Raw genomic sequence first — 21,015 nt, forward strand, 5'->3', positions numbered from 1 at the left:
CTCTTTAACAATTCTTTCGGCCTAGGTTTACTTCCTTGCGTGGTTTCAGTTGAAACCAATAGCTCCAAACAGGTCGCTTTGCGCGACAAAGCTGTCGGCCTCCACGAAGCCCGCCAGTCCTACGCCGACCAGGCGATAGCGGGTTTGCGCCGGTCTTTCAACGCGATCACGCAGGGCACAAGCGATGTCGGCCAGCTCCCTCGCGGAGTCCGGACGTGAAGCTGGCGTGAGACTACGTGTCAGCGTGTGGAAGTCCGACGTCTTCAGTTTCAGGACCACGGTGCGCGCCACGCGCGCATGGTCGCCCGAAGCCTCGCGTTCGTGCGCAGCCCAGGCTTTTTCAGCCAATCGCCGTATATGCGGCTCGATCTCGTCCAGCGTCAGGTCGTGCTCGAAAGTGTCTTCAGCCGATACCTGCAGGGTGGGACGATCCGGTTGCACGGGGTGATCGTCGATGCCGAGCGAGAGCTCGTGCAGGCGTCGTCCCCAGCGCCCGAGGCGCTGTTCGAGCTCGAGCGCGTTGAAGCTGCGCACATCGCCGACAGTGACGATGCCCAGCTCGGCAAGCCTGGCTTCCATCACCTTGCCCACGCCGGGTAGGCGGCCTACCGGCAGCGGTGCAAGAAAGGCGGCAACCTGATGTGGGCGCACGACGAAGAGACCGTCAGGCTTGCGCCAGTCTGACGCAATCTTGGCAAGAAACTTGTTGGGCGCGACGCCAGCGGAGGCGGTGAGTTGGGTTTCTTCGCGAATCGCGTCGCGGATCGCCTCCGCCGTGGCCGTCGCCGAGGGCAGCCTGGTCAACGTGGTGGTGACGTCGAGGTAGGCCTCGTCCAGCGACAGCGGTTCGATCAGCGGCGTGTGGCGCGCAAAGATCTCGCGCACCTGCCGCGACACCGCCTTGTAGCGGCTGAAGTCGGGCGGCACGAACACCGCCTGGGGACACAGTCGCTCCGCGCGGACGGCAGGCATGGCCGAGCGTACGCCGAACTTTCGCGCCTCATAGCTTGCCGCACACACCACCGAGCGCGCGCCGCGCCATGCCACCACCACAGGCTTGCCGCGCAACGAGGGATCGTCGCGTTGCTCCACCGACGCGTAGAACGCGTCCATGTCCACATGGATGATCTTGCGGGGTCGGGCGGGCACAGTGCAGCGGTTGGTGGGAGAGGGGCATAGTCAAACACGAAACGGTCTCTCCGGCGCGTGGCGTGTCGGGCACAGGGTGCCCTCCCACAAAGGCGCGATCACATCGGACCGCACCCCTCCCACAAATAGCGCGGTCACATTGGAGGACACCCCTCCACAAATAGCGCGGTCACATTGGAGGACACCGCTCCACAAATAGCGCGGTCACATTGGAGGACACCGCCCCACAAATAGCGCGGTCACATTGGAGGGCCCCCTCCACAAATAGCGCGGTCACATTGGAGGGCCCCCCTCCACAAATAGCGCGGTCACATTGGAGGACACCCCTCCACAATGAGCGCGGTCACTGTGGGAGGGCACCCTGTGCCCGACTCGCGTTCCCTCATTGCCACAAGGTATGCAGGCTCTCGTCAATCCGCTCGTCCTCAAACTCCACGAAACGGTTGAGATCAAACGTGTCGAGACGAAAACGCTGCGCCGCCGTAAAGAACGCCATCAGCGACAGAATGCGCTGCGGATTGCGCGCCCACGGCGGCACGTAGACCGCGCGCGCGATCAGGCCATCGTGCAGATAGGGACTGAGCGTGATGACGTCGGACGTCGTCACGCGGCCGGCAAACAGCATGGGCAGCATTTCCGCATGCCCCGCCTGCAGCACTTTGCGGATGAACACATAGATGAGCATCACGCCTTCGAGATAGGCGCCATCCTTGGTGAAGCAGATGCGGCCCTTCGGATCGCCGCCGCGGAAGATGCGCGCCGCGCTCTGGTAGCTCTCGGTCGGCGTCTGCCCGGCTTCGAGAAAGCCGCGGAACACTTCGATGAAGTCGGCGCCATCGAGCGCGTTCTTCACGGCGACCACGCGCAAGGCGATGCGACGCAGCCGGTTCAGGTCGATCGCACCGGTGATGATCTCCGAGAACGTGGCCAGCCCTTCCTGCGTGCGCGTGGTGCGGGGCGCGCCCAGTCCCAGTGACTTGAAATAGGGCTGGTGTTTGCCGTTGAGCGAGGTCGCGGTATGCACGAACGCTTCGTGCTCAGTGAGCTGCTCCAGATCCAGCTCGGAAAACAAGGCAGTCGAACGCAGATTGATGCTCTTGCTGCCGGCCGTCGCTTTTGAAGGCAGATCCGGGTCGAGCACCACCTCGACCTTGTCCTTGTCGAAGAACGGGCCCAGCCGCTCGCGCAGGCGCCGGGCGAATTCCTCGGCGGGTATGTCGGCGGCGACACGTGGGATCTCTTCGCGATGGATCAGGTCGTCGCTGATGGCGAGCAGATCTTTGGCAGCGTCGACGGCATTGGACGTCTGGCTGCGATACGTCGTGTCGGGGCGGCCATAGAGCGCGGTGGAGCATTGCGTGAAGCGTTCGGTGCCGATGTTCATCAGCATCTGCGCGGCCGTGCGGTAGCTCCACGCCGTCTTGAACAACCAATTGCCGATGGGATGCCCGCGATCGATCTTGTCCATGATGGCCTTCAGCGCGGCCGCTTCGCTGTTGAGGTCCGGATGGCGCACGGGAGGCTGCGGCAGCACCGGATCACCTTTCTCCCAGGAGGCGAGGAACGGCGCTTCCATGGATGCGGGCCAGTCGATGGCCTTCAGCACGCGGATTTTCTTGCCGACCTTCAAGAGTGCGCGGTCGCACTCAAGCAAGGGGCCGAGAGTCTTGTCGTCTTCGGGACGAACGGCGCTTGCGACGGTGCTCATGAGTCCTCCTCAGGGGCTGGTCGGGCGTGGCCAGCGCGCAGCGACGGAAACCTGGACTGTGCCCCCTCGGCCGTGACGCGTTGGCGAAGGGCCGCGCCTGCGGCCGAAAATTCCGCGGCGGTCCAGCATGTTGCAGCGAGATGTCGAAGAGTCGGCGCCAGTCGGCTATCGTCCGGGGCTCGATCTGTCGCGTAGGAAGCCGTGCCGCCCCATGACCGCTGAGACTTCTTCCGCGTATCTGCGCCGCCTGGGTACCTGGGATGCCGCGGCCATCGTCATCGGCGGCGTGATTGGCGCCGGCATTTTCCGCAGTGCCTCCACCGTGGCCGAACGCACCTCCTCGGGCGCGCAATTGCTCACGCTATGGGCGATCGGCGGCCTGCTGACCCTGGCGGGCGTGCTCTGCTACGCGGAGCTGGGCGCACGCCGGCCGCAGGCAGGTGGCGTCTACATCTATCTGCGCGAAGCCTATGGCCAGCTGCCGGCCTTCCTGTTCGGCTGGACCATGGCGCTGATCAATTACCCCGGCAGCGTCGCCGCCGTGGCCACCACGTTCGCCGACTACACGTGCGCCGCGGTCGGGCTTTCGCCGCAGATGTGGGTGAAGCCGGTGGCGGCGGGCGCCATCGCATTCATCGTGGGCGTCAATTTCTTCGGCATACGCGCGGGTTCGCGCATGTTGAACGTGTTCACGCTCTTGAAGCTATCGGCCATCGCCTTGGTCGTGGTCACTGGCGTGATCCTGGCGCATGGCCAGTTTGGCAATGTGCTGGCGACTGACACCACCAAATCGCTGCCGCCGGGCGCCCTGCTCGGAGCCTTGCTGCCGGTGTTGTTCACCTATGGCGGTTTCCACTATCTCAACGATCTGGCCGGCGAAGTACGCGAGCCGCAACGCACGCTGCCGCGCGCGCTGGGCCTGGGCCTGGGCGGCGTGGTCGTTTGCTACGTGCTGGTCAACTTTGCGTATCTCGCCGGGCTGGGGCACGCGGGCCTCGCGGCAAGCCAGGCGCCGGCAGCGGATTTGATGCGCCACCTGTTTGGCGAAAGCGGCGCCACGCTGATTGCGGTAGGCATCGCCTGTTCCACCTTCGGCTACTGCAGCATCGCCATCGCGGGCGGTGCACGCGTGCTGCAGACCATGGGCGCGGACGGCATGCTGTTCGGCCCGGTGGGTCGCATCCATGCACGCTCGCATGCGCCGCGCGTGGCGCTGGCGGTGCTGGGTGGCTGGGCCATCGTGCTGGTGGTCTCCGGCAGCTTCGGCCAGCTGGTCGACTACACCACCGTGGGCGAGTGGTTGTCGCATGCGTTCGGCATCTCCACGCTGTTCTGGTATCGCCGCCGGTTCCGCGACGAGCCGTCGCCGTACCGGGTGCCGTTGTATCCCGTGTTGCCGCTGCTGTTTGTCTTGACCGTGCTGGGCGTGATCGTGGCGACCGCCATCCATTCCCCCGGCGACGCAGGCATGAGCCTGGTGCTGATCCTGGTCGGCGTGCCCGTCTACTACGCATGGCGTGCATGGCAGCGGAGATCGGCATGAACACGCCAGTGCAAAAACCTGCGTCGACCCAGCAAGGCGTCCTTCAGACGGCACAGGCATACTGCCGCCATTTCCCTGCACCGAGCCGCCGATGAACCGGATCGTTTTCCTTGCCATCGCGTGCCTGCCGGTGCTTGCGGGTTGCCATAAGGCAAGCGACACCGACCGGGCCGATCTCAGTCATGCCGCCGCCAAGCCTGCTCCTGCGGCGAGCGCTCCCGCTGCACCGGTAGCCACGCCCGCGCCGCCGTCGCCGCAGACCACGCTCGATCACGTCGTGCTCGACGGCAAGCCGGTCACGGTGCAGGGCATGTCCTTGCAGCGCTATGTATTCCAGCCGGCGGCGCAGCCGCAGGTCACGGTGATGCTGGACAAGGGCGACTGGTCGAAGGAAGGCTCGCTGCGCGTAGACATGCAGAATGCGATGCAGTGGGCGGTGACGCTCACCGTCGACATCGATGGCGCCAAGCAGGGCGAGCATCTGCACACCACCGTTGGCATTCCCGCCGGTGCGCCGCAGACGCTGGTGATACCGCTGCACGCCACCTCGCCGCGCGCGATGGGCATGCAGGCCGCTCCGCCCATGCCTTATATGGCTGGCGGCAAGCGCGTCTTCGTGGCGACCACGGTGGAAGGCACGCTGGATCTGGCGCATGTGAAGGCCGTGCGCCTGGGCATACCGGCACCGACCGCGGCGCAGACCTTGATGTTCGGCAAGCTCGAGACGTCGCGCGGCGATCATGATCTTCGCGATGCCTATACCGGCATCGTCGACGCCTGGGGCCAGTACACGCGCGGCCAGTGGCCGGGCAAGGTCGATACCGATGAGGTATTGCGCGGCGGTCGTCCCAAGAGCAAGCCGGGCGCGACGGTCGAGGCGCCGGCGCCGCGCAAGGGTTTCGACCGCTATGGCGGTCGCACGGATGTGCCCGCGTTCAAAGCCACCGGCTGGTTCCGTACCGAGCAGCATGATGGTCGCTGGCAGCTGGTGACGCCGGAGGGGCATGCGTTCTTCTCGCTGGGCGTGAACGTGGTTGACGACGACGGCGGCCGCACGATCATCGAAGGCCGCGAATTCATGTTCAGGGATCTGCCGCGCGACAGCGGCCGCTGGGCGCCGTTCTACGGCACCACCGGCAAGACCGGCGGCGACCAGGGGGCGTCGGCGGGCATCGCCTATCACCAGGGCAAGTGGTTCGATTACTACTCGGCCAACCTGTTCCTGGCCGATGGCCGGCATTGGCGGCAGGCGTGGCGCACGCGCACCATCGAGCGCCTCGACAACTGGGGCTTCAACACCTTGGGCAACTGGAGCGACGACGCGCTGAGCCAGATGCACCGCATGGCGTATACGCGTTCGGTGAATATCGCCGGCGTGTTCGGCAATGTCTCCAGCGGCTACGACTACTGGGGCCGCATGCCTGATCCGTTCGACCCGCGCTTTGCGCAGGCGGCCGATGCCGCCGCGGCGCAGGCGGCCAAGGAAGTGCGTGACGACCCGTGGATGCTCGGCTATTTCGCCGACAACGAACTGGCCTGGGCGGGCCAGGGTCCGCAGGGACGTTGGGGTCTGGCGCAGGGCACGCTGCGCGGCGAAGCGCGCAGCCCGGCCAAGCAGGCTTTCATCGCGGAGTTGAAGAAGAAGTACGGCACGCCGGCGAAACTGGCGGCGGCCTGGGGTATCTCGCTGGATTCATGGGATGCGCTCAACGCCACCAACTTCGCGGCGCCCCATCCGGACGAGGCGCATGCCGCCATCGCCGACGATTACAGCGCGTGGCTGCGCACGTACGCGGATCAGTATTTCCGCACCGTCTCGCAGGCCATCCACAAGCACGATCCGCATCACCTGTTCCTGGGCGGACGCTTTGCCGTGCACACGCCCGAAGCGGTGGCGTCATGCGCGCAGTTCTGCGACGTTGTGAGTTTCAACGGCTACGCCGATCTACCCGAGCATGCGTTTGACGCAGCGGCGTTCGCCAAGCTCGACAAGCCTGCCTTGATCACCGAGTTCCATTTCGGCTCCGACGACCGCGGTCCGTTCGGCAAGGGCGTGGTACCGGTGTGGAACGAGCAGCAGCGCGGCGAGGCGTACGCGCACTACGTCGCCGACGCGGTGGCCAATCCGTCCATCGTGGGCGTGCACTGGTTCCAGTATGTCGACCAGCCGGTCACCGGCCGCGTGCTCGATGGCGAGAACGCGCACATCGGCCTGGTGGCGATCACCGACCGGCCGTTCACGCATTTTGTCGAAGCGGTGCGCGCGGCGAATCGCAAGACCGGTTACTGACAACCGGCGTTACCCTTGTAGGAGCGCACTCGTGCGCGACCGCGGCGCAGGGTTGTTCCTCGCGGACTGGTGTCGCGCACAAGTGCGCTCCTACACAAGAAGGGCAGGCGCGAGACGAGATCAGGCGAGGCTGGTCGCCGCCCCAAACGCCACTGCCATCACAACAGCCACCGCCATACACGCACTCGCTGGCCGGATGCGATGCGCATCGATGCGTGGAATCAGTCGCCACAGCACAAACACGCCGACGATCATGTCCACCACCAGCGCCCCACGCAGTAGCGGTGAGGCGAGCAGCAGTGCGTACGGCGGTTTGGTGTGACCTTCATGGATGGCCACGCCGGCCACGATCAGCAGGCCGATCAGATTCCAGACCAGGCACGCCAGATACGTACGGTTGAACACCACCGGACAACGCTCCACCCAGCGCAGCACCGACCACGCGAGTATCGCGAAGAACAACGCGCCGATGCTGCTGTAGAGCACCCACCAAAGCAGGGTGCTGATTAGGGTAAGCAGGGTGGTCATGCAGTGTTCCTGGTTCTTTTGTTCGTCATTCCGGCCTGCGCCGGAATGACGGGTAGGGGCGGGCGCCTTAGATACCCACGCGCCGCAACAACTTATCCATCAACCAAGCCGGCCCCACCAGCAGATACGCCAAGTCGGTAAAGAAGCTCGGCCTGCGGCCTTCAATCGCGTGTCCAATGAACTGCCCGATCCACGCCACCACGAACACGCCGATACCGGTAAGCAGCAAGTTGTGCGCACCCAGCGTGCGATAGGCGAACTCGGTGAGCAGGCATAGCAGCACCAGCACCACGAACAGGGCGGCTGCGAGGCGGCGGGACTTCTTCCAGTACCAGGTAAACGCCAGCACCAGGGCAAGCACGGACCAGAAGCCGGGGCGGCCGATCATCGGCGGCACCGGGATGGTCCACATCATGGCGATCGCGCACCACAGGATCAGCGGCACGCAGATCCAGTGCAGCAAGCGGTTGGTCGGGTTTTGATGATCGCTGCTGTAACTGTCGAGCCAGCCTTGCATGCCTTGCGTCGAATCGGTTGCTGCCATCGTTGAGCCCCCCGCTCATGGAAAAAGATGGGATATCGGCCACGCCGCATAGGAGTGGCCGAGTCCAGCTGTCGACGGAACGCTAGCACGCCCTCGCGCGCAATCCACCCGGTGCGATCAATCGCCGCCGATCAATCGACGGTGATATTGGCCAGGCGCTGCAGCGCTTCGGCGTACTTGGCCGAGGTGGCCGCGATGACATCGGCGGGCACGTTCGGGCCGGGCGCGGTCTTGTTCCAGTCCAGCGTTTCCAGGTAGTCGCGCACGAACTGCTTGTCGTAGCTGGGCGGGCTGATGCCCACCTGATAGGACTCGGCGGGCCAGAAGCGCGAGGAGTCGGGCGTGAGCATCTCGTCCATCACGTAGAGCTTGCCGGTCTCGTCGCTGCCGAATTCGAACTTGGTGTCGGCGATAATGATGCCGCGCTCGGCCGCATACGCCGCCGCCCACTTGTAGATGGAAAGCGTCGCCTCGCGCACCTGCTCGGCCAGCTCGGGGCCGACGGCGGCGACTACCGCATCGAAGCTCACGTTCTCATCGTGGTCGCCCACGGCGGCCTTGGTCGACGGGGTGAAGATCGGCTCCGGCAGCTGCTGCGCCTGCTTGAGCCCGGCCGGCAGCTTGATGCCGCACAGCGAGCCGGTGGCCTGATAGTCCTTCCAGCCCGAGCCGATGATGTAGCCGCGCGCAATCGCTTCCACCGGCACCGGCTTCAGGCGGCGCGTGACCACGGCGCGCTTCTCGTACAGTTTCAGATCGGTGCCGGCGGGCAGCACGTCGGCCAGCGGCACGTCGAGCAGGTGGTTGGGCACCAGGTGCGCGGTCTTGGCGAACCAGAAGTTGGAAATCTGCGTGAGCATTTCGCCCTTGCCCGGAATCGGATCGGGCAGCACCACGTCGAACGCCGACAGGCGGTCGCTCGCCACGATCAACAACCGGTTCCCAGGCAGCGCATAAACGTCGCGCACCTTGCCGCGATGGATCAGCTCAAGGCCCGGAAGATTCGATTGCAGCAGGGTGGTGGGCACGTCGTTCGCTCCTGAGAAGGCCGACCTGGCATGGCAGGCCGGAAAATCGGCGGTACGACCCCGGACGGGTCGCGATCAAGCCCGCCATTCTACCGGGTGACGCCAGGGCGCGAGGTGTTGCGACCTCAGGTCCCTCCCGGCAGGCCTAGGAGCGGCTGCTAGACTGGGCGCTTTTTGAGCCCGGGTCTTTGTCATGGTCCAGCCGCCCAGCCACCGTCGGCGTTTGCTCCGGCACCTCCCATTCGCCCTGTTGGCGTGGGTTGCCGTGGCCTCGGCGCAGGCCGCCGCGCCGGCCAGGCCAGCGCGCCTGGGCCTGTGCGCCGCCTGCCATGGCGAAACCGGCATGGCGCAGATTCCGGGTGCACCCAATCTCGCCGGGCAGAAGCTCGATTACCTGCGCGAAGCGCTCAAGCAATACCGCGACGGTCGCCGCAACGTGCCGTTGATGCGGGCGGCGATCGGCCCCATGAGCGATGCCGACCTCGATGAACTGGCGCGCTGGTACAGCGCGCAAACGCCGTCGCCCACCCAAGGCAACCCATGAATTTCACCTGGACCATCTGGCTCGCCCTATTCGGACTGATCTTCGGCCACGGGCTGCCCGGCGCCGTGGTGGGCGGCATCACCGGTTTCATCATCGACAGCCTGCGCCAGGGCCAGCGCCGTCGCGCCACGCCCCAGGCCGGCGGTTACATCAGCCCGCTGTTCGCCTTGCTGGGTGCCGTGGCCAAATCCGATGGCCGCGTGTCGGAGGCGGAAATCGCCGTCGCCGAGCGCCTGATGCAGCGCATGGGTCTTGAACAGGACGCACGCAAGCAGGCCGTCACCGCGTTCAACGCCGGCAAGCAGCCGGAGTTCAACGTGACGCCGGCCATCGAGGAATTGCGCCGCTGGGTGGGCCTGCGCCGCGACCACGCCTTCCCGGTGCTGGACGTGGTGATCGAGACGGTGATTGCCGAAGGCAATCCGCCGCCGGAAAAAATGGCCATCCTGCGCCAGCTCGCCTTCGCGCTGCGCGTGAGCGACATGGAGCTGATGGCGCTGATGGCGATGAAGGGCTACGCCTGGAACGCCAGCGGCGGCTCGCGCGGTTATGGCCAGCGCGGCAACGGCGGCTACGTGCCGCCTCAGCGCAACACCAATGGCCCCGATCCGTACACCGTGCTCGGCATCGCCCGCGACGTCGACGACCGGGCGGTGAAGCGCGCCTATCGCAAGCTGATTTCCGAACACCACCCCGACCGCCTGGGCGACCTGCCCGAGACGATGCGCAAACAAGCCGAATCGCGCGCCAGCGAGATCAATGCCGCCTACGAGCGGATCAAGGCCGAGCGCGGGTTCAAATAAACTCTGCCGTGACCTGTAGGAGCGCACCCTGTGCGCGACCGCAGACCATCACGACACCTCAGGTCGCGCACAAGGTGCGCTCCTACAGGAAACCGAATATGAGCAAGCAAACCAACGTCATCGCCCCCTCCATCCTCTCCGCCGACTTCGCCCGGCTGGGCGAGGACACCGCCAAGGCGCTGGCCGCTGGCGCGGACTGGGTGCACTTCGACGTGATGGACAACCACTACGTACCCAACCTCACCATGGGTCCGATGGTGCTCAAGGCGCTGCGCGACTACGGCATCACCGCGCCGATCGACGTGCACCTGATGGTGAAGCCGGTCGATCGCATCGTGCCGGACTTCGCCGAGGCCGGCGCAAGCGTGATCAGCTTCCATCCGGAAGCGAGCGAGCATGTGGATCGCACCCTGGGCCTGATCAAGGATTCCGGCTGCCAGGCAGGCCTGGTGTTCAACCCGGCCACCTCGCTGGACTGGCTCGACTATGTGATGGACAAGCTCGACCTGATCCTGCTGATGTCGGTGAACCCGGGCTTTGGCGGACAGAAGTTCATCCCCTCTGCGCTGGACAAGCTGCGTGAAGTGCGCCGTCGCATCGATGAAAGCGGCCGGCCGATCCGCCTGGAAATCGATGGCGGTGTAACAGCGGCAAATATCGGCGAGATTTCGGCGGCGGGCGCGGATACCTTCGTGGCCGGCTCGGCCATCTTCAACGCGCCGGACTACCAGGCCGTGATCGCGGCCATGCATCAGCAGCTGGCCGCCGTGCGCGGCTGATCAGCGGTTCCGGACAGAAAAATCCCGGCGCTGTTAACGCCGGGAGAAGTTTCGTCGGAACGACGTGTGAGGAGACCACACAACGGCCGCTGATCCACGGCAAGAATCCGCGACCGTCAGAACTTCTGACCGGGTTTTTGCGATTTGGTTCCCGTCGAGACGTCATCATCTTTCGATAGCGCTTTGTTAACGCTAGAAAAAAATCCCCGCCGGTGGGCGGGGAAGGAACGTGCCTAGGATGGGAACACGGTGGTTACATGGGTTGCCAGTCGGGGTCGGGTTCGTCCGCCCCGGCGGCCGGCGCGCTTCCATGCGCACCAGCCGCTTCCATGGCTTCCACGGGTAAGGAAAAGAAGGGGTCGTTCAGGTCGAAGTCGCTGCTCATAGCGGGTCTCCTCAGTGCAGGCTCATGACCAGCCCTAGTAATAGCCCACCGAGTGCCAAGATCACGCGAAGCGGCTCAAAACCCCGCAATTCGGCGTTGGGATCGACATGGGCTTGATCGGTGGGACGCATCACTGGACTCCTGCAAGGACGAGCCCATTGGGCGGCCGGCAAGGGCATAGGGCGGGACCCGGATATGGCAAAACGCGGGCAAGATCGGCCCGGCCTCGGGCGGCCACGCCCGATCGTGACGCCGGTCCCACCTTCTGTGGCGGCCAGCCGGCCCAACATGGCGAAACGCGGGCATTGCGTGGCGATGGCTTGCGCGGCCTGGGCCCAGGCTTCACGCTGCGCGGCGTTGCCAGGGAATCCTCAGGAGTGAAGCATGGGCCGCAGTATCGCCATCGTCGAAGACGAGCCGCTGATCCGCGCGAATTACGTCGAAGCGCTCAACCGCTTCGGCTATGAGACGCGTGGCTACGGCTCGCGGCAGGAAGCCTCCAGCGCGTTCGCGATGCGCCTGCCCGAGCTGGTCATCATCGACATCGGCCTAGGCGACGAGCCCGAAGGCGGCTTTGACCTGTGCCGCGAGCTGCGCGCCAAGTCGGCCACGCTGCCGATCATCTTCCTCACCGCGCGCGATTCGGATTTCGACGTGATCTCCGGCCTGCGCCTGGGCGCGGACGACTATCTGAGCAAGGACACCAGCCTGCACCAGCTGGCGGCGCGCATCGCGGCGCTGTTCCGCCGCATCGAATCGCTCAAGGTGCCGGCCAGCAGCGAGACGGTGATCGAGCACGGCCCGCTCAAGCTCGAGTCCGAGCGCATGCGCATCACCTGGAACCACGAAGAGATCCCGCTCACGGTCACCGAGTTCTGGATGGTGCACACGCTGGTGCGTTTCCCCGGCCACGTGAAGAATCGCGACCAGCTGATGCGTGAGGCCGAGTTGGTGGTGGACGACGCCACCATCACCTCGCACATCAAGCGCATCCGCAAGAAGTTCATCGCCGTGGCGCCGGAGTTCGACGCCATCGAGACGGTGCATGGCGTGGGTTATCGATGGAAGCCGTGATGAAGCGCTGGTGTTGGGGGCTGCTGTGGTTGCTGCTGGTATCCATTGCGCAGGCCGCGCCTGCAGACAAGGTGGCGAGCGTATCGGGCGCAGCGGATGGGGACGTTCCCGGCTGGACGATTCGGGCGTCCACGCCTGACGGCTGGACGCAGGACTGCTGCCTGTACGCCAAGGCGATCGGCGTGAACCTGGTGATGTACAAGGGCGAATGGACCGGCGAGCCCGAGCGCGTGATCGTGCTCAACGTCTGGAACGCCAAGCTCTCCTCGCTCGAGGCCGAATTGCAGGACGACAGGCATCGCTATCTGGAACGCGATCCGGCCGGCAAGGCGAGCGTGTTCGCCGTCGACAACAAGACGGTGAACTGCCGCGGCGTGCTGTTCGAAGGCAGCGACCACAAGGACGATGCGGTGGTGTTCTGCGATCCCGGTCTGGCCAGCGGCATCCGCTTCAGCTGGTCGCTGACGCTGGCGCATGACGATGCACAGAAGGCGGACCTGCTCGCCTTGTTCCGTCACGTGGCCGGGCTGTCGCAATACACCAGGCAAGCGTCGGCCGGGCAGGGTGCTGCCAAGACGCAGCATTGAGCGGCGTTTTCAGTATCGTCGCGCCATGAACCTTCGCCACAAACTGCTGCTGGTCGCCCTCTGCACGCTGGCCCTGCCGGTGGCCGGCTGGTTGTACGTGCGCCAGATGGAAACCCTGTTGCGCGAGGGGCAGGCGCAGGCGCTTACCGCTTCGGCGCGCGCCATGGCGCGCAGCCTGGTCGTCACCGATGCGCCGCTGCCGCCGGCAGGTCCCGTGTGGTACGTGCAGGAGGCGAGCAATCCCATCACCATCGACGGCTACGGCGACGACTGGGCGCCGCTCACGCCGTGGAGCCAGCCGCTGGACAAGCGCGGCAAGCTGCTGCTGGCCGAAGATGCCGACTGGCTCTATCTGTATGCCGATGTGCGCGGTGCGCAGCGCACGCGTGCCGATGCGGACGATCCCACCGCCTTGCGCGCCGATCATCTGGTGCTGAGCCTGGGCAAGGGCGAGCAATCGCGTCGCTACCTGCTCGCCAGCGCGGCGCCGGGACAGCTGACCGCGCGCCCGCTGGATCCGCCGGTCGATGGCCTGCCCACGCGCATCACCGCGCAATGGCAGGAAGACGGCGGCGGTTATCGGGTGGAATTGCGCGTGCCGCGCAGTCCCGGGCTGGATGCCCTGGGGCTGGCCGTGTTCGATCCGGCCACCGGCGGCGATCCCGCGGCCGTGCAGAGCCGACCGCTGGTGACTTACTCCAGCGCGCTATCGAAGGAATTGGGCCTGCTGGCGCTCGATGGCGTGCAAGCGCGCGTGCTCGCGCCCCAGGGCTGGCTGCTCGCGCAGACCGGCCGCCTCGCCACCCCTGCATCGGCGCCGGGCGATCAGCCGGGCTGGTTTGCCTCGCTGGTGTATCGCTCCCTGCTCGCCAATCAGGTGGACGACGCGGAGTTGTGGACGCAGGACGTGCCGCGGCTGGATGTGAGCGAGGTGCACGAAGCAAGCCTGGGCAAGCCGGCCACGCTGTGGCGACAAGGCGAAGCCCGCGGCAGTGTGGTGCTCGCGGCCGCCGTGCCGATCGAACGCGATGGTCAGGTGCGCGGCGTGCTGCTGCTGGAGCAGGCCAGCCGCGCGGTGCCCTTGCTCGCCAACCGCGCACTGCTTGGCCTGTTGCTGACCAGCTTTGGCGTGCTGCTGGTGGCGGGCGCGATCCTGCTGATCTTCGCCACGCGCCTGAGCATTCGCCTTGGCCGTCTGCGCGACGCCGCCGAGCGTGCGCAGTTGAACGATGGACGTCTGGACGGCCCATTCCCGATGACCTCCTCGGAAGACGAGATCGGCGATCTGGCGCGCAGCTTCGAGCGCTTGTTCGAGGTGGTGGGTGGCTACACCGACTACCTGCGCACGCTCGCTTCCAAACTTTCCCACGAATTGAATACACCGCTGGCGATCGTGAAGTCCTCGCTGGACAACCTCGAGCACGCCTTGCAAGCCGAACACGCGATGCCGCCTGATGCCGCGCCCTACCTTCAGCGCGCGCGCGATGGCGTGGCACGCCTGGGCATGCTGGTGCGCGCGATGAGCGAAGCCAGCCGGATGGAGCGCTCCATTGCCGCGGCCGAACCGGAAGACGTGGACCTGGTCGAAGTCGTGCGCGGCTGCAGCGAGGCCTACCGTCCCCTTGCAGGCACGCGCAGGATGCAGGCGGTGTTGCCGCACGACGCTCTGTTCATGCATTGCGCACCTGAATTGATCGCGCAGGCCTTGGACAAATTGTTCGACAACGCGCTGTCATTCACGCCGGAAGATGGTTGGCTGCGCCTCACCCTGCGCGCCACCCACGATGGCGCCGAGATCGAGCTCGCCAATCAAGGGCCGCCGCTGCCGGCAGCGATGCAGGGCCGCCTGTTCGATTCGCTGGTGAGTCTGCGCGACAAGGCGACGCCCGGCGATGCGCCGCACCTGGGGCTGGGCCTTTATGTGGTGCGCCTGGTCGCCGAGCGCCACGGTGGCGTGGCGGTGGCGCGCAACCTGGAGGACGGCAGCGGCGTGGCGTTTACGCTGCAGCTGCATGGAATGCCGCGGCAAAGGCTCTGAAGCGAAGCAAACGACCCCTGTGGGAGCGCACCCTGTGCGCGACGCTCTGTCGGTGGCCGTCGCGCACAGGGTGCGCTCCCACAGAGGGTGAGGGATCCGCCAGGTCATCGAGATCGAACAACCTCGCGCTATTTCATCTCCCCCAACGTCCACCCACCACCACCCGGCATTACCGCGATCTGCCGCACCGTCGTGGCCGCGCAGCTGGCCGGCTTGTCGGTGCACTGGGCGAGCGTCACGCGCAGGTGCTGGTCATCCACCAAGTCGAAATCGGTCAGCTTGGTATTGGCCAGGCGCGTGGCCGTGTCCAGCGCCGTGCCGATGAAGACGCCGTTGTGGAAGACATAGAGCTGCAATGCGTTGGGTTGGCATTGATCGTCCACCGAGACGGCCGCTTCTGCCACATAGGTGTCGCCCTTGCGCTGGGCGCGACCGGTGAGCAGGCGCTGGCCGGTGAGCAGGAAGCGGTCTTCGTCGTTCTTGGGCGCGGCGGTCTTGGCCATGCATTGATTGCTGGCCACGGTGGCCGGTGCGCTTTTCGACAAAGGCTCCAGCGGTCGCGGCACATAAGGCTGCGACGCCAGGGTGGCCGCTGGCTTGTGCATCCATAGCGCGAGCGCGCCGACGCTGACCAGCACGGCCACGACCGCCACTGCGCGGCCGCGCAGCAGGGGGCGCTGAAACAAATAGACCAGAGTGCACAGCGCCAGCAACAACGCGACCGGCGAAAGCGGATGCCACAGCAGTGCCAGCAAAGCGAACAGGGCGGCAAAGACCGCTGCGGTGGAAAAAGGCTTGCGGACCGGCGCCGGCGTCGCAGCGGTGGGCAGGGGCGGCGGTTCCTGAGCGGTATAGCTGTGCTCGGCATCCAGCAGCAGTGGCTCGCTCAACGGTTCGGTCGACGGCGGCACATCGGATTGGATCGCAGCTTCCTGCGCAGGCAGCGGAGGCGGCTCCGCGCTGGTCGATGCGGGCGTCCAGGCGAACCAGCTCTGTCCGCCGTCATGGCACCACTGGTCGCCTTCTTGCGCATAGCGGGCCAGCGCACCCTCGGGCAGCGGGCCACGTACCTGCTGGTCACGGCGCAGCCAGATCAGCCGTTCGCCGTCGGGCCATACGTCCGCTTCCACGCCCATGCCGCGCAGTTGCGCCGCTTGTGCCTCGGCAGCATCGGGCTCAAGGCCGCGGCGAATGATCAAGGGCGCCCGCGAGAAAACGCGTTCGCGGAAGCCCGCCATCTCCATCCCAAAGGCGGCAGCCATGCGTTCGTGCACGGCGGTAGGGTCCTGCCCATCGAGCAGGCGACCGGAAAGTACCAGGCAACGTTGGTCCATACCCATCGATTTCCCCTGCGGATGCAGCCATGTGCACCGATACCGCAAGGTTAGGCGTGCTGGCGCGGCTGAACAAGCGGCACGTGGGCCCAAGTGCACGGGGAGATCGTGAAGGGATGCTTCGGTTCCCCGCCTCGCTACCCCTACAATGGCCGTTCAAGCTTGGCCATCCGGATCCCCACGTGATATCCCGAGACGATTTCGACGCGCTGGCAGCGCAGGGTCATACCCGTATCCCGCTGGTGCGCGAGGTGTTTTCCGACCTCGACACGCCACTGTCCGTGTACCTGAAGCTGGCCGATGGCCCGTATACCTTCCTGTTCGAATCGGTCGAGGGCGGCGCCACCTGGGGGCGCTATTCCATCATCGGCCTGCCTGCCAGGCGCGTGTACCGCTTTCGCGGCCACGAGCTGGAAGTGGAGGACGCCGGCGAAGTGACCGAGCGTCGCCATGTGGCCGATCCGCTGGGCGAGATCGAAACCCTGCGCAAGCAATACGACGTGCCGCGCCTGCCGCAACTGCCCGCCTTCACCGGCGGCCTGGTGGGCTACTTCGGTTTCGAGACGATCGGCTATATCGAGCCTCGCCTCGCTCAATGGGATCGCCCGGACGAACTGGGCACGCCCGACGTGCTGCTGATGCTGGCCGAAGAAGTCGCCGTGTTCGACAACCTCAAGGGCCGCCTGTACCTGATCGTGCATGCCGACCCCTCGCAGCCGCATGCGTATGCGGCGGCACAGCGCCGGCTCGATGCGCTGGTCTATCGCCTGCGCCAGAGCGGCGTGTCCTACCCCCAGCTCAACCAGAGCACCGCGCTGGACGAGGGCGACTTCAAATCCTCCTTCACCAAGGAGGAGTTCGAAGCGATGGTGGAGCGCGCGAAGGAGTACATCCGCGCCGGTGATATTTTCCAGGTGGTGCCGTCGCAGCGACTGAGCGTGGGATTCAATGCGCGACCGGTCGATGTGTATCGCGCACTGCGTGCGCTCAATCCTTCGCCGTACATGTACTTCGTCGATCTGGGCAACACGCAGATCGTCGGTTCCTCGCCGGAGATCCTCGCTCGCCTGAAGGATGGCAAGGTGGTCGTGCGTCCGCTCGCGGGTACGCGCAAGCGCGGCGCCACCGAGGAAGAAGACCAGGCACTGGAAGCCGAACTGTTGGCTGATCCGAAAGAACGCGCCGAGCACGTGATGCTGATCGACCTGGGCCGCAACGACATCGGCCGCATCAGCGAAACCGGCAGCGTGGAAGTGAGCGAATCGTTCGTGGTCGAGCGCTACTCGCACGTGATGCATATCGTGTCGCAGGTGCAGGGCAGCGTGCGTCCCGATGTCGGCTATATGGATGTGCTCAAGGCGACCTTCCCGGCCGGCACGCTCAGTGGCGCGCCCAAGATCCGCGCGCTGGAAATCATCCAGGAGCTGGAGCCGTATAAGCGCAATATCTATGCCGGTGCGATCGGCTGGATCGGCTGGTGGGGCGATGCGGATACCGCCATCGCGATCCGCACGGCCGTGATCCAGGATGGACGTCTACACGTCCAGGCTGGCGCGGGCATCGTGTACGACTCCGATCCGGCATCGGAGTGGGAAGAAACCATGAGCAAGGGCCGCGCGCTGTTTCGCGCCGTGGCCCAGGCAGCCAAGGGTCTCTGAGCATGCGCCGTCTACGACGCGGAGCGGCCTGGTCGTGTGCGCTGGGACTGGGCAGCAGCCTGCTGGTGGCGCCGCTGCATGCGCGCGAGGTCGGCACGCCGCCGGTCTGGCGCGACGATGCCACCTCGCGGCTCGAGGCGCTGGCGCTGCTGCAGTCGTTCAATGCCGAGTTGCTCAGCCATCCCAGCGCCACGCTCACGCTGGAGCGCTGGTGCGCCGCGCATCAGCTCGCGCCGGTGGCCAAGATCGTTGCCGAACGCGTGCAGGGCGAAGACAAGCCGCTGCCGCCCGATGCGCGCGACCAGCTGCAGATCGGCGCGGACGAACCCGTGCGCTATCGCCGCGTGCAACTGGCCTGCGGCGAGCATGTGCTGTCCGAAGCAGACAACTGGTACGTGCCCTCGCGCCTCACCGATGCGATGAATCACGAGCTCGACAGCACCGACACGCCGTTCGGCAAGGTGGTGCAAGCCTTGCACTTCCGCCGGCAGACCTTGTCCGCGCAATTGCTGTGGTCGCCGCTGCCCGAAGGCTGGGAAAGCAAGCCCACGCTGCCGCCTGCGAACAACACCTCACTGGTGATGCCGCCGCATGTGCTCGAACACCGTGCGCTGTTGTTCGATCAGGCCAATCGCCCCTTCAGCCTGGTGGTCGAAACCTATACATCGCAAGTTATTGCCTTCGCTGCGCCGACGCTGCCTCGGCCATAAGTTAGATATCGAACCCCTCGTTTTTTATTCGCGTCTTCGATAAAAATGCGCGACGCAGTCACGGGGGCTGACTGTCTTGCGTCGAACTGTCGTCTGACAGTGCGTTCGTGCAATACGAACGCGATGCGCATCACCGCCACCTGTTTCAACCAGCGCTACGGACGTCCAAGGGGGGATGTCTGGGAATGCGCGGGACCAAGTCAGGGGAATGACATGAAGCATTTAGGGAAGAAGGCCGTCGTGATGGCGTGCGCCTTGAGCGTATCGGCGTGCGCGTCGATCGTGGGTGGCCGCTATCAGAAGGTGGAAGTGGATGCGCGTGCGGCAAACCAGAGCATCCATGCCGATTGCACGCTGAGCAATGGCACCGGCCAGGTGCGCGTGACGACGCCGGGTACGGCGGTGGTCCATCGCTCGTCGCACGATCTCAGCGTGACCTGCCAGCAGGACGGCAAGCAGATCGCGCAGCAGTCCTACGACGCCAGCATCCGCGGCATGGTGTGGGGCAACCTGATCATTGGTGGCATCGTCGGCCTGGCCATCGATTTCTCGGACGGCGCCTCGCATCACTATCCGGACAAGCTCACCATCGTGCTGCCCTCGGCGTATGCGCTGGCCTCGACCTATCCGAGCGTCAACGCGACGCCGGGCGCGACGTATGCCACGCCCACGGCCGATGGACTGGCCAGCCTCGACGGTCGCGTGAGCAAGAGCATGTTCAACGCCGCGCAGAACGTGGCGGCCTCTCGTCAATGCGATCGCGCCATCCATGTGGTGATGGTCGACGGGAGCAAGGCAATGTTCCGATCGCAGTGTCCGGCGTCCAGCGACGTGCAGATCGAGTGCGCGGGCGATGCCTGCGTGCCCCTGCAGCAGGCTGGCATCGCCGCCAACTGACCGGCGATTGCCTGAGGGAGCCGGATTCTCTCCGGCTCCCCGGCATTTTCGGATTATTCCGATGTTTTGCCGGATGCGTGCTGGCTAACGTGTAGAAATCCCGACCCACAGTGCAGGCGCGAGCCTGGCGCGGAGTTTCTTCATGGACGCCCCCATCATCGAATATCTGGTCGCACGCCAACAGGGCGAGGGCTGGCGTGTGTTGCGCGACGGCTCGCCCGTCGGTCGGCGTTGCGTGCTGGTCAATGCGCTGGAATTGGCCACGCTGCTGGCCGAACGCGAAGCCACGCGCGGCGGTGGCGCCACCCGCGTCCTTATGGCGAGTCAGGACACCCACCGTTTGCCGGGTTACCACCCGTGGCGCAGCGTCACCTGATTCAAGGCTTCAGGTACAGCTGCCCGATGGCGAGCGCCGTGCGATAGGGTTCCGGATCGTTGCGGTTGCTGAGCAGGATCACCGTCACGTGCTGCTTCGGCCAGCGAATGATGACGTTGCGAAAGCCGATGCTCTCGCCCGAATGCCAGAGCACGTCGCCGTGGATGCGCCAGCCGTAGCCGTAACTGTCCACATCGGGCTCGTCGTTGATTTTGTTCTGGGGACTGAAGGCAAGACGACGCGATGCATCGGACAGCAGGCGATGGTCGTAGAGCGCGGCATCCCAGCGCGCGAGATCGTCGATGGAGGAGTAGATGCCGCCATCGCCGCGTGTCGCGCTGGTGGGGCTCTGGTCGGTTTGCACCCAGTGCCCGTTCTCTTCGCTGTAACCGTAGGCGCGATGCGTCACCTGAGGGCCGCCGCGCACGTAAAGCAACGTGTGCGTCATACCCAGCGGCCGGAAGATATTCTGCGCGAGGAAATCGGGCAAGGACTTTCCCGATGCGCGTTCAACGATCAAGCCCAGCAGCACGTAGCCGCCATTGCTGTAGCGATACGCCGTGCCCGGCGGAAAATAACTGCGTGGCTCCGCGGCAAGCATGCGCAGCACGTCGGCATCGCTGATCTGCGCGGTGGCATCGGCGGGCATCAGATCTTCGTAATCGATCAGGCCGCCGGCGTGACTGAGCAATTGCCGGATGGTGATCTGCTCATGCGCGGCTGGAAGCTCCGGTAGCCAGTGACGAACATGATCGTCCAGGCTGAGTTTTCCGCGTTCGGCCAGCAGCAGGATTGCCGCCGCCGTGAACTGCTTGCTGACCGAGGCGAGTCGATAATTGGTAGCTGGCGTGGCGGCCTCGTGTGTCTCGAGGTTGGCCAGGCCGTAGCCGCGGTTGACCAAGGGTTTGCCGTCCTTGATCACCAGCAGGGATGCACCCGGTCCGTTGCCCTGGTAGCGGGACATCAAGTCGTCGACCTCGCTCGCGTGCACCACGCCGGAGCAGAGCAGAACGGCGACACACATGAAAACCCACTGGCGC

At 65.5% G+C, this 21,015-nt stretch carries 20 protein-coding genes; 12 read left to right on the forward strand and 8 right to left on the reverse strand.

The genetic code is table 11. From position 1 onward, the window contains the following. Positions 1–45: 45 nt before the first annotated feature. Positions 46–1,149, reverse strand: a complete 1,104-nt coding sequence (gene dinB, locus AC1DKY_RS19915) for a DNA polymerase IV (protein WP_441605398.1) — start codon at positions 1,147–1,149, stop codon at positions 46–48. Positions 1,150–1,531: 382 nt separating this feature from the next. Further along, positions 1,532–2,857 carry a flavohemoglobin expression-modulating QEGLA motif protein gene (locus AC1DKY_RS19920; protein WP_441605399.1) on the reverse strand — a complete coding sequence of 442 codons (1,326 nt, stop codon included), beginning with the start codon at positions 2,855–2,857 and terminating at the stop codon, positions 1,532–1,534. Between the two features lie 211 nt (positions 2,858–3,068). Between AC1DKY_RS19920 and AC1DKY_RS19925 the strand changes: the two genes are divergently transcribed. Together AC1DKY_RS19925 and AC1DKY_RS19930 are read left to right on the forward strand one after the other, a co-directional pair. After that, positions 3,069–4,400, forward strand: coding sequence for an APC family permease (locus tag AC1DKY_RS19925; protein ID WP_441605400.1), 1,332 nt, complete (start codon positions 3,069–3,071; stop codon positions 4,398–4,400). A gap of 91 nt (positions 4,401–4,491) precedes the next feature. Beyond that, on the forward strand, positions 4,492–6,690 hold the full coding sequence (locus AC1DKY_RS19930) for a beta-agarase (RefSeq protein WP_441605401.1): 2,199 nt from the start codon (positions 4,492–4,494) through the stop codon (positions 6,688–6,690). Between the two features lie 120 nt (positions 6,691–6,810). Here the strand turns inward: AC1DKY_RS19930 and AC1DKY_RS19935 are convergent, their stop codons facing one another. From AC1DKY_RS19935 to AC1DKY_RS19945, 3 genes are all read right to left on the reverse strand, one after another. Beyond that, entirely contained in the window at positions 6,811–7,218 is a 408-nt protein-coding gene (locus AC1DKY_RS19935; RefSeq protein ID WP_441605402.1) for a hypothetical protein, read from the reverse strand. A gap of 67 nt (positions 7,219–7,285) precedes the next feature. After that, the gene (locus AC1DKY_RS19940) at positions 7,286–7,762 is read right to left on the reverse strand and encodes an Mpo1 family 2-hydroxy fatty acid dioxygenase (protein WP_441605403.1); all 477 of its coding nucleotides are present in this window, start codon (positions 7,760–7,762) and stop codon (positions 7,286–7,288) included. 131 nt (positions 7,763–7,893) lie between these two features. Continuing rightward, the gene (locus tag AC1DKY_RS19945; RefSeq protein WP_441605404.1) at positions 7,894–8,790 is read right to left on the reverse strand and encodes a phosphoribosylaminoimidazolesuccinocarboxamide synthase; all 897 of its coding nucleotides are present in this window, start codon (positions 8,788–8,790) and stop codon (positions 7,894–7,896) included. 265 nt (positions 8,791–9,055) lie between these two features. On the opposite strand from AC1DKY_RS19945, the gene AC1DKY_RS19950 reads away from it, so the two are divergent. From AC1DKY_RS19950 to rpe, 3 genes are all read left to right on the forward strand, one after another. Next, the gene (locus tag AC1DKY_RS19950; protein ID WP_441605405.1) at positions 9,056–9,334 is read left to right on the forward strand and encodes a c-type cytochrome; all 279 of its coding nucleotides are present in this window, start codon (positions 9,056–9,058) and stop codon (positions 9,332–9,334) included. Continuing rightward, complete coding sequence (gene djlA, locus AC1DKY_RS19955) at positions 9,331–10,137, forward strand: co-chaperone DjlA (protein ID WP_441605406.1); 807 nt, start codon at positions 9,331–9,333, stop codon at positions 10,135–10,137. The genes AC1DKY_RS19950 and djlA overlap by 4 nt, the downstream gene beginning before the upstream one ends. Positions 10,138–10,235: 98 nt before the next feature. Continuing rightward, entirely contained in the window at positions 10,236–10,916 is a 681-nt protein-coding gene (gene rpe, locus AC1DKY_RS19960) for a ribulose-phosphate 3-epimerase (RefSeq protein WP_441605407.1), read from the forward strand. Positions 10,917–11,169: 253 nt separating this feature from the next. Here the strand turns inward: rpe and AC1DKY_RS19965 are convergent, their stop codons facing one another. Continuing rightward, positions 11,170–11,301 (reverse strand): hypothetical protein, encoded by a 132-nt coding sequence (locus AC1DKY_RS19965; RefSeq protein WP_441605408.1) that lies wholly within the window; start codon positions 11,299–11,301, stop codon positions 11,170–11,172. 384 nt (positions 11,302–11,685) lie between these two features. Here AC1DKY_RS19965 and pdsR point away from each other — a divergent pair, with 384 nt between their 5' ends. The 3 genes from pdsR to AC1DKY_RS19980 are packed head-to-tail and all read left to right on the forward strand — an operon-like array spanning position 11,686 to position 15,000. Further along, the gene (gene pdsR, locus AC1DKY_RS19970; protein WP_046972653.1) at positions 11,686–12,375 is read left to right on the forward strand and encodes a proteobacterial dedicated sortase system response regulator; all 690 of its coding nucleotides are present in this window, start codon (positions 11,686–11,688) and stop codon (positions 12,373–12,375) included. Further along, complete coding sequence (locus AC1DKY_RS19975; RefSeq protein ID WP_441605409.1) at positions 12,375–12,962, forward strand: hypothetical protein; 588 nt, start codon at positions 12,375–12,377, stop codon at positions 12,960–12,962. Before pdsR ends, AC1DKY_RS19975 begins: the two co-directional genes overlap by 1 nt. Before the next feature lie 25 nt (positions 12,963–12,987). Further along, positions 12,988–15,000, forward strand: coding sequence for an ATP-binding protein (locus AC1DKY_RS19980; protein ID WP_441605410.1), 2,013 nt, complete (start codon positions 12,988–12,990; stop codon positions 14,998–15,000). A gap of 128 nt (positions 15,001–15,128) precedes the next feature. On the opposite strand, the gene AC1DKY_RS19985 is transcribed toward AC1DKY_RS19980, so the two are convergent. Further along, complete coding sequence (locus AC1DKY_RS19985; protein ID WP_441605411.1) at positions 15,129–16,340, reverse strand: hypothetical protein; 1,212 nt, start codon at positions 16,338–16,340, stop codon at positions 15,129–15,131. Between the two features lie 176 nt (positions 16,341–16,516). Between AC1DKY_RS19985 and trpE the strand changes: the two genes are divergently transcribed. The 4 genes from trpE (at position 16,517) to AC1DKY_RS20005 (ending at position 19,975) form a co-directional block, all read left to right on the forward strand. Next, a complete protein-coding gene (gene trpE / locus AC1DKY_RS19990) occupies positions 16,517–17,992 on the forward strand; it encodes an anthranilate synthase component I (protein ID WP_441605412.1) in 1,476 nt (491 codons plus the stop codon). A gap of 2 nt (positions 17,993–17,994) precedes the next feature. Beyond that, positions 17,995–18,702 (forward strand): hypothetical protein, encoded by a 708-nt coding sequence (locus AC1DKY_RS19995; protein ID WP_441605413.1) that lies wholly within the window; start codon positions 17,995–17,997, stop codon positions 18,700–18,702. Between the two features lie 213 nt (positions 18,703–18,915). Continuing rightward, positions 18,916–19,599, forward strand: coding sequence for a hypothetical protein (locus tag AC1DKY_RS20000; protein ID WP_441605414.1), 684 nt, complete (start codon positions 18,916–18,918; stop codon positions 19,597–19,599). A gap of 142 nt (positions 19,600–19,741) precedes the next feature. Further along, a complete protein-coding gene (locus tag AC1DKY_RS20005; protein ID WP_441605415.1) occupies positions 19,742–19,975 on the forward strand; it encodes a hypothetical protein in 234 nt (77 codons plus the stop codon). 1 nt (position 19,976) lies between these two features. On the opposite strand, the gene AC1DKY_RS20010 is transcribed toward AC1DKY_RS20005, so the two are convergent. Continuing rightward, entirely contained in the window at positions 19,977–20,999 is a 1,023-nt protein-coding gene (locus AC1DKY_RS20010) for a serine hydrolase domain-containing protein (protein ID WP_441605428.1), read from the reverse strand. Positions 21,000–21,015: the final 16 nt, after the last annotated feature.

Source organism: Dyella sp. 01N448, from assembly GCF_056399225.1.

Bases quoted from the DNA above. Each gene is read 5' to 3' on its own strand.
- AC1DKY_RS19925 (WP_441605400.1), top strand. From the start codon at position 3,069: ATGACCGCTGAGACTTCTTCCGCGTATCTGCGCCGCCTGGGTACCTGG.
- AC1DKY_RS20005 (WP_441605415.1), top strand. From the start codon at position 19,742: ATGGACGCCCCCATCATCGAATATCTGGTCGCACGCCAACAGGGCGAG.
- AC1DKY_RS20010 (WP_441605428.1), bottom strand. From the start codon at position 20,999: ATGTGTGTCGCCGTTCTGCTCTGCTCCGGCGTGGTGCACGCGAGCGAG.
- AC1DKY_RS19995 (WP_441605413.1), top strand. From the start codon at position 17,995: ATGCGCCGTCTACGACGCGGAGCGGCCTGGTCGTGTGCGCTGGGACTG.
- AC1DKY_RS19940 (WP_441605403.1), bottom strand. From the start codon at position 7,762: ATGGCAGCAACCGATTCGACGCAAGGCATGCAAGGCTGGCTCGACAGT.
- AC1DKY_RS19975 (WP_441605409.1), top strand. From the start codon at position 12,375: ATGAAGCGCTGGTGTTGGGGGCTGCTGTGGTTGCTGCTGGTATCCATT.
- AC1DKY_RS19980 (WP_441605410.1), top strand. From the start codon at position 12,988: ATGAACCTTCGCCACAAACTGCTGCTGGTCGCCCTCTGCACGCTGGCC.
- AC1DKY_RS19965 (WP_441605408.1), bottom strand. From the start codon at position 11,301: ATGAGCAGCGACTTCGACCTGAACGACCCCTTCTTTTCCTTACCCGTG.
- AC1DKY_RS19930 (WP_441605401.1), top strand. From the start codon at position 4,492: ATGAACCGGATCGTTTTCCTTGCCATCGCGTGCCTGCCGGTGCTTGCG.
- pdsR (WP_046972653.1), top strand. From the start codon at position 11,686: ATGGGCCGCAGTATCGCCATCGTCGAAGACGAGCCGCTGATCCGCGCG.
- rpe (WP_441605407.1), top strand. From the start codon at position 10,236: ATGAGCAAGCAAACCAACGTCATCGCCCCCTCCATCCTCTCCGCCGAC.
- AC1DKY_RS20000 (WP_441605414.1), top strand. From the start codon at position 18,916: ATGAAGCATTTAGGGAAGAAGGCCGTCGTGATGGCGTGCGCCTTGAGC.
- djlA (WP_441605406.1), top strand. From the start codon at position 9,331: ATGAATTTCACCTGGACCATCTGGCTCGCCCTATTCGGACTGATCTTC.
- AC1DKY_RS19920 (WP_441605399.1), bottom strand. From the start codon at position 2,857: ATGAGCACCGTCGCAAGCGCCGTTCGTCCCGAAGACGACAAGACTCTC.
- AC1DKY_RS19985 (WP_441605411.1), bottom strand. From the start codon at position 16,340: ATGGGTATGGACCAACGTTGCCTGGTACTTTCCGGTCGCCTGCTCGAT.
- AC1DKY_RS19935 (WP_441605402.1), bottom strand. From the start codon at position 7,218: ATGACCACCCTGCTTACCCTAATCAGCACCCTGCTTTGGTGGGTGCTC.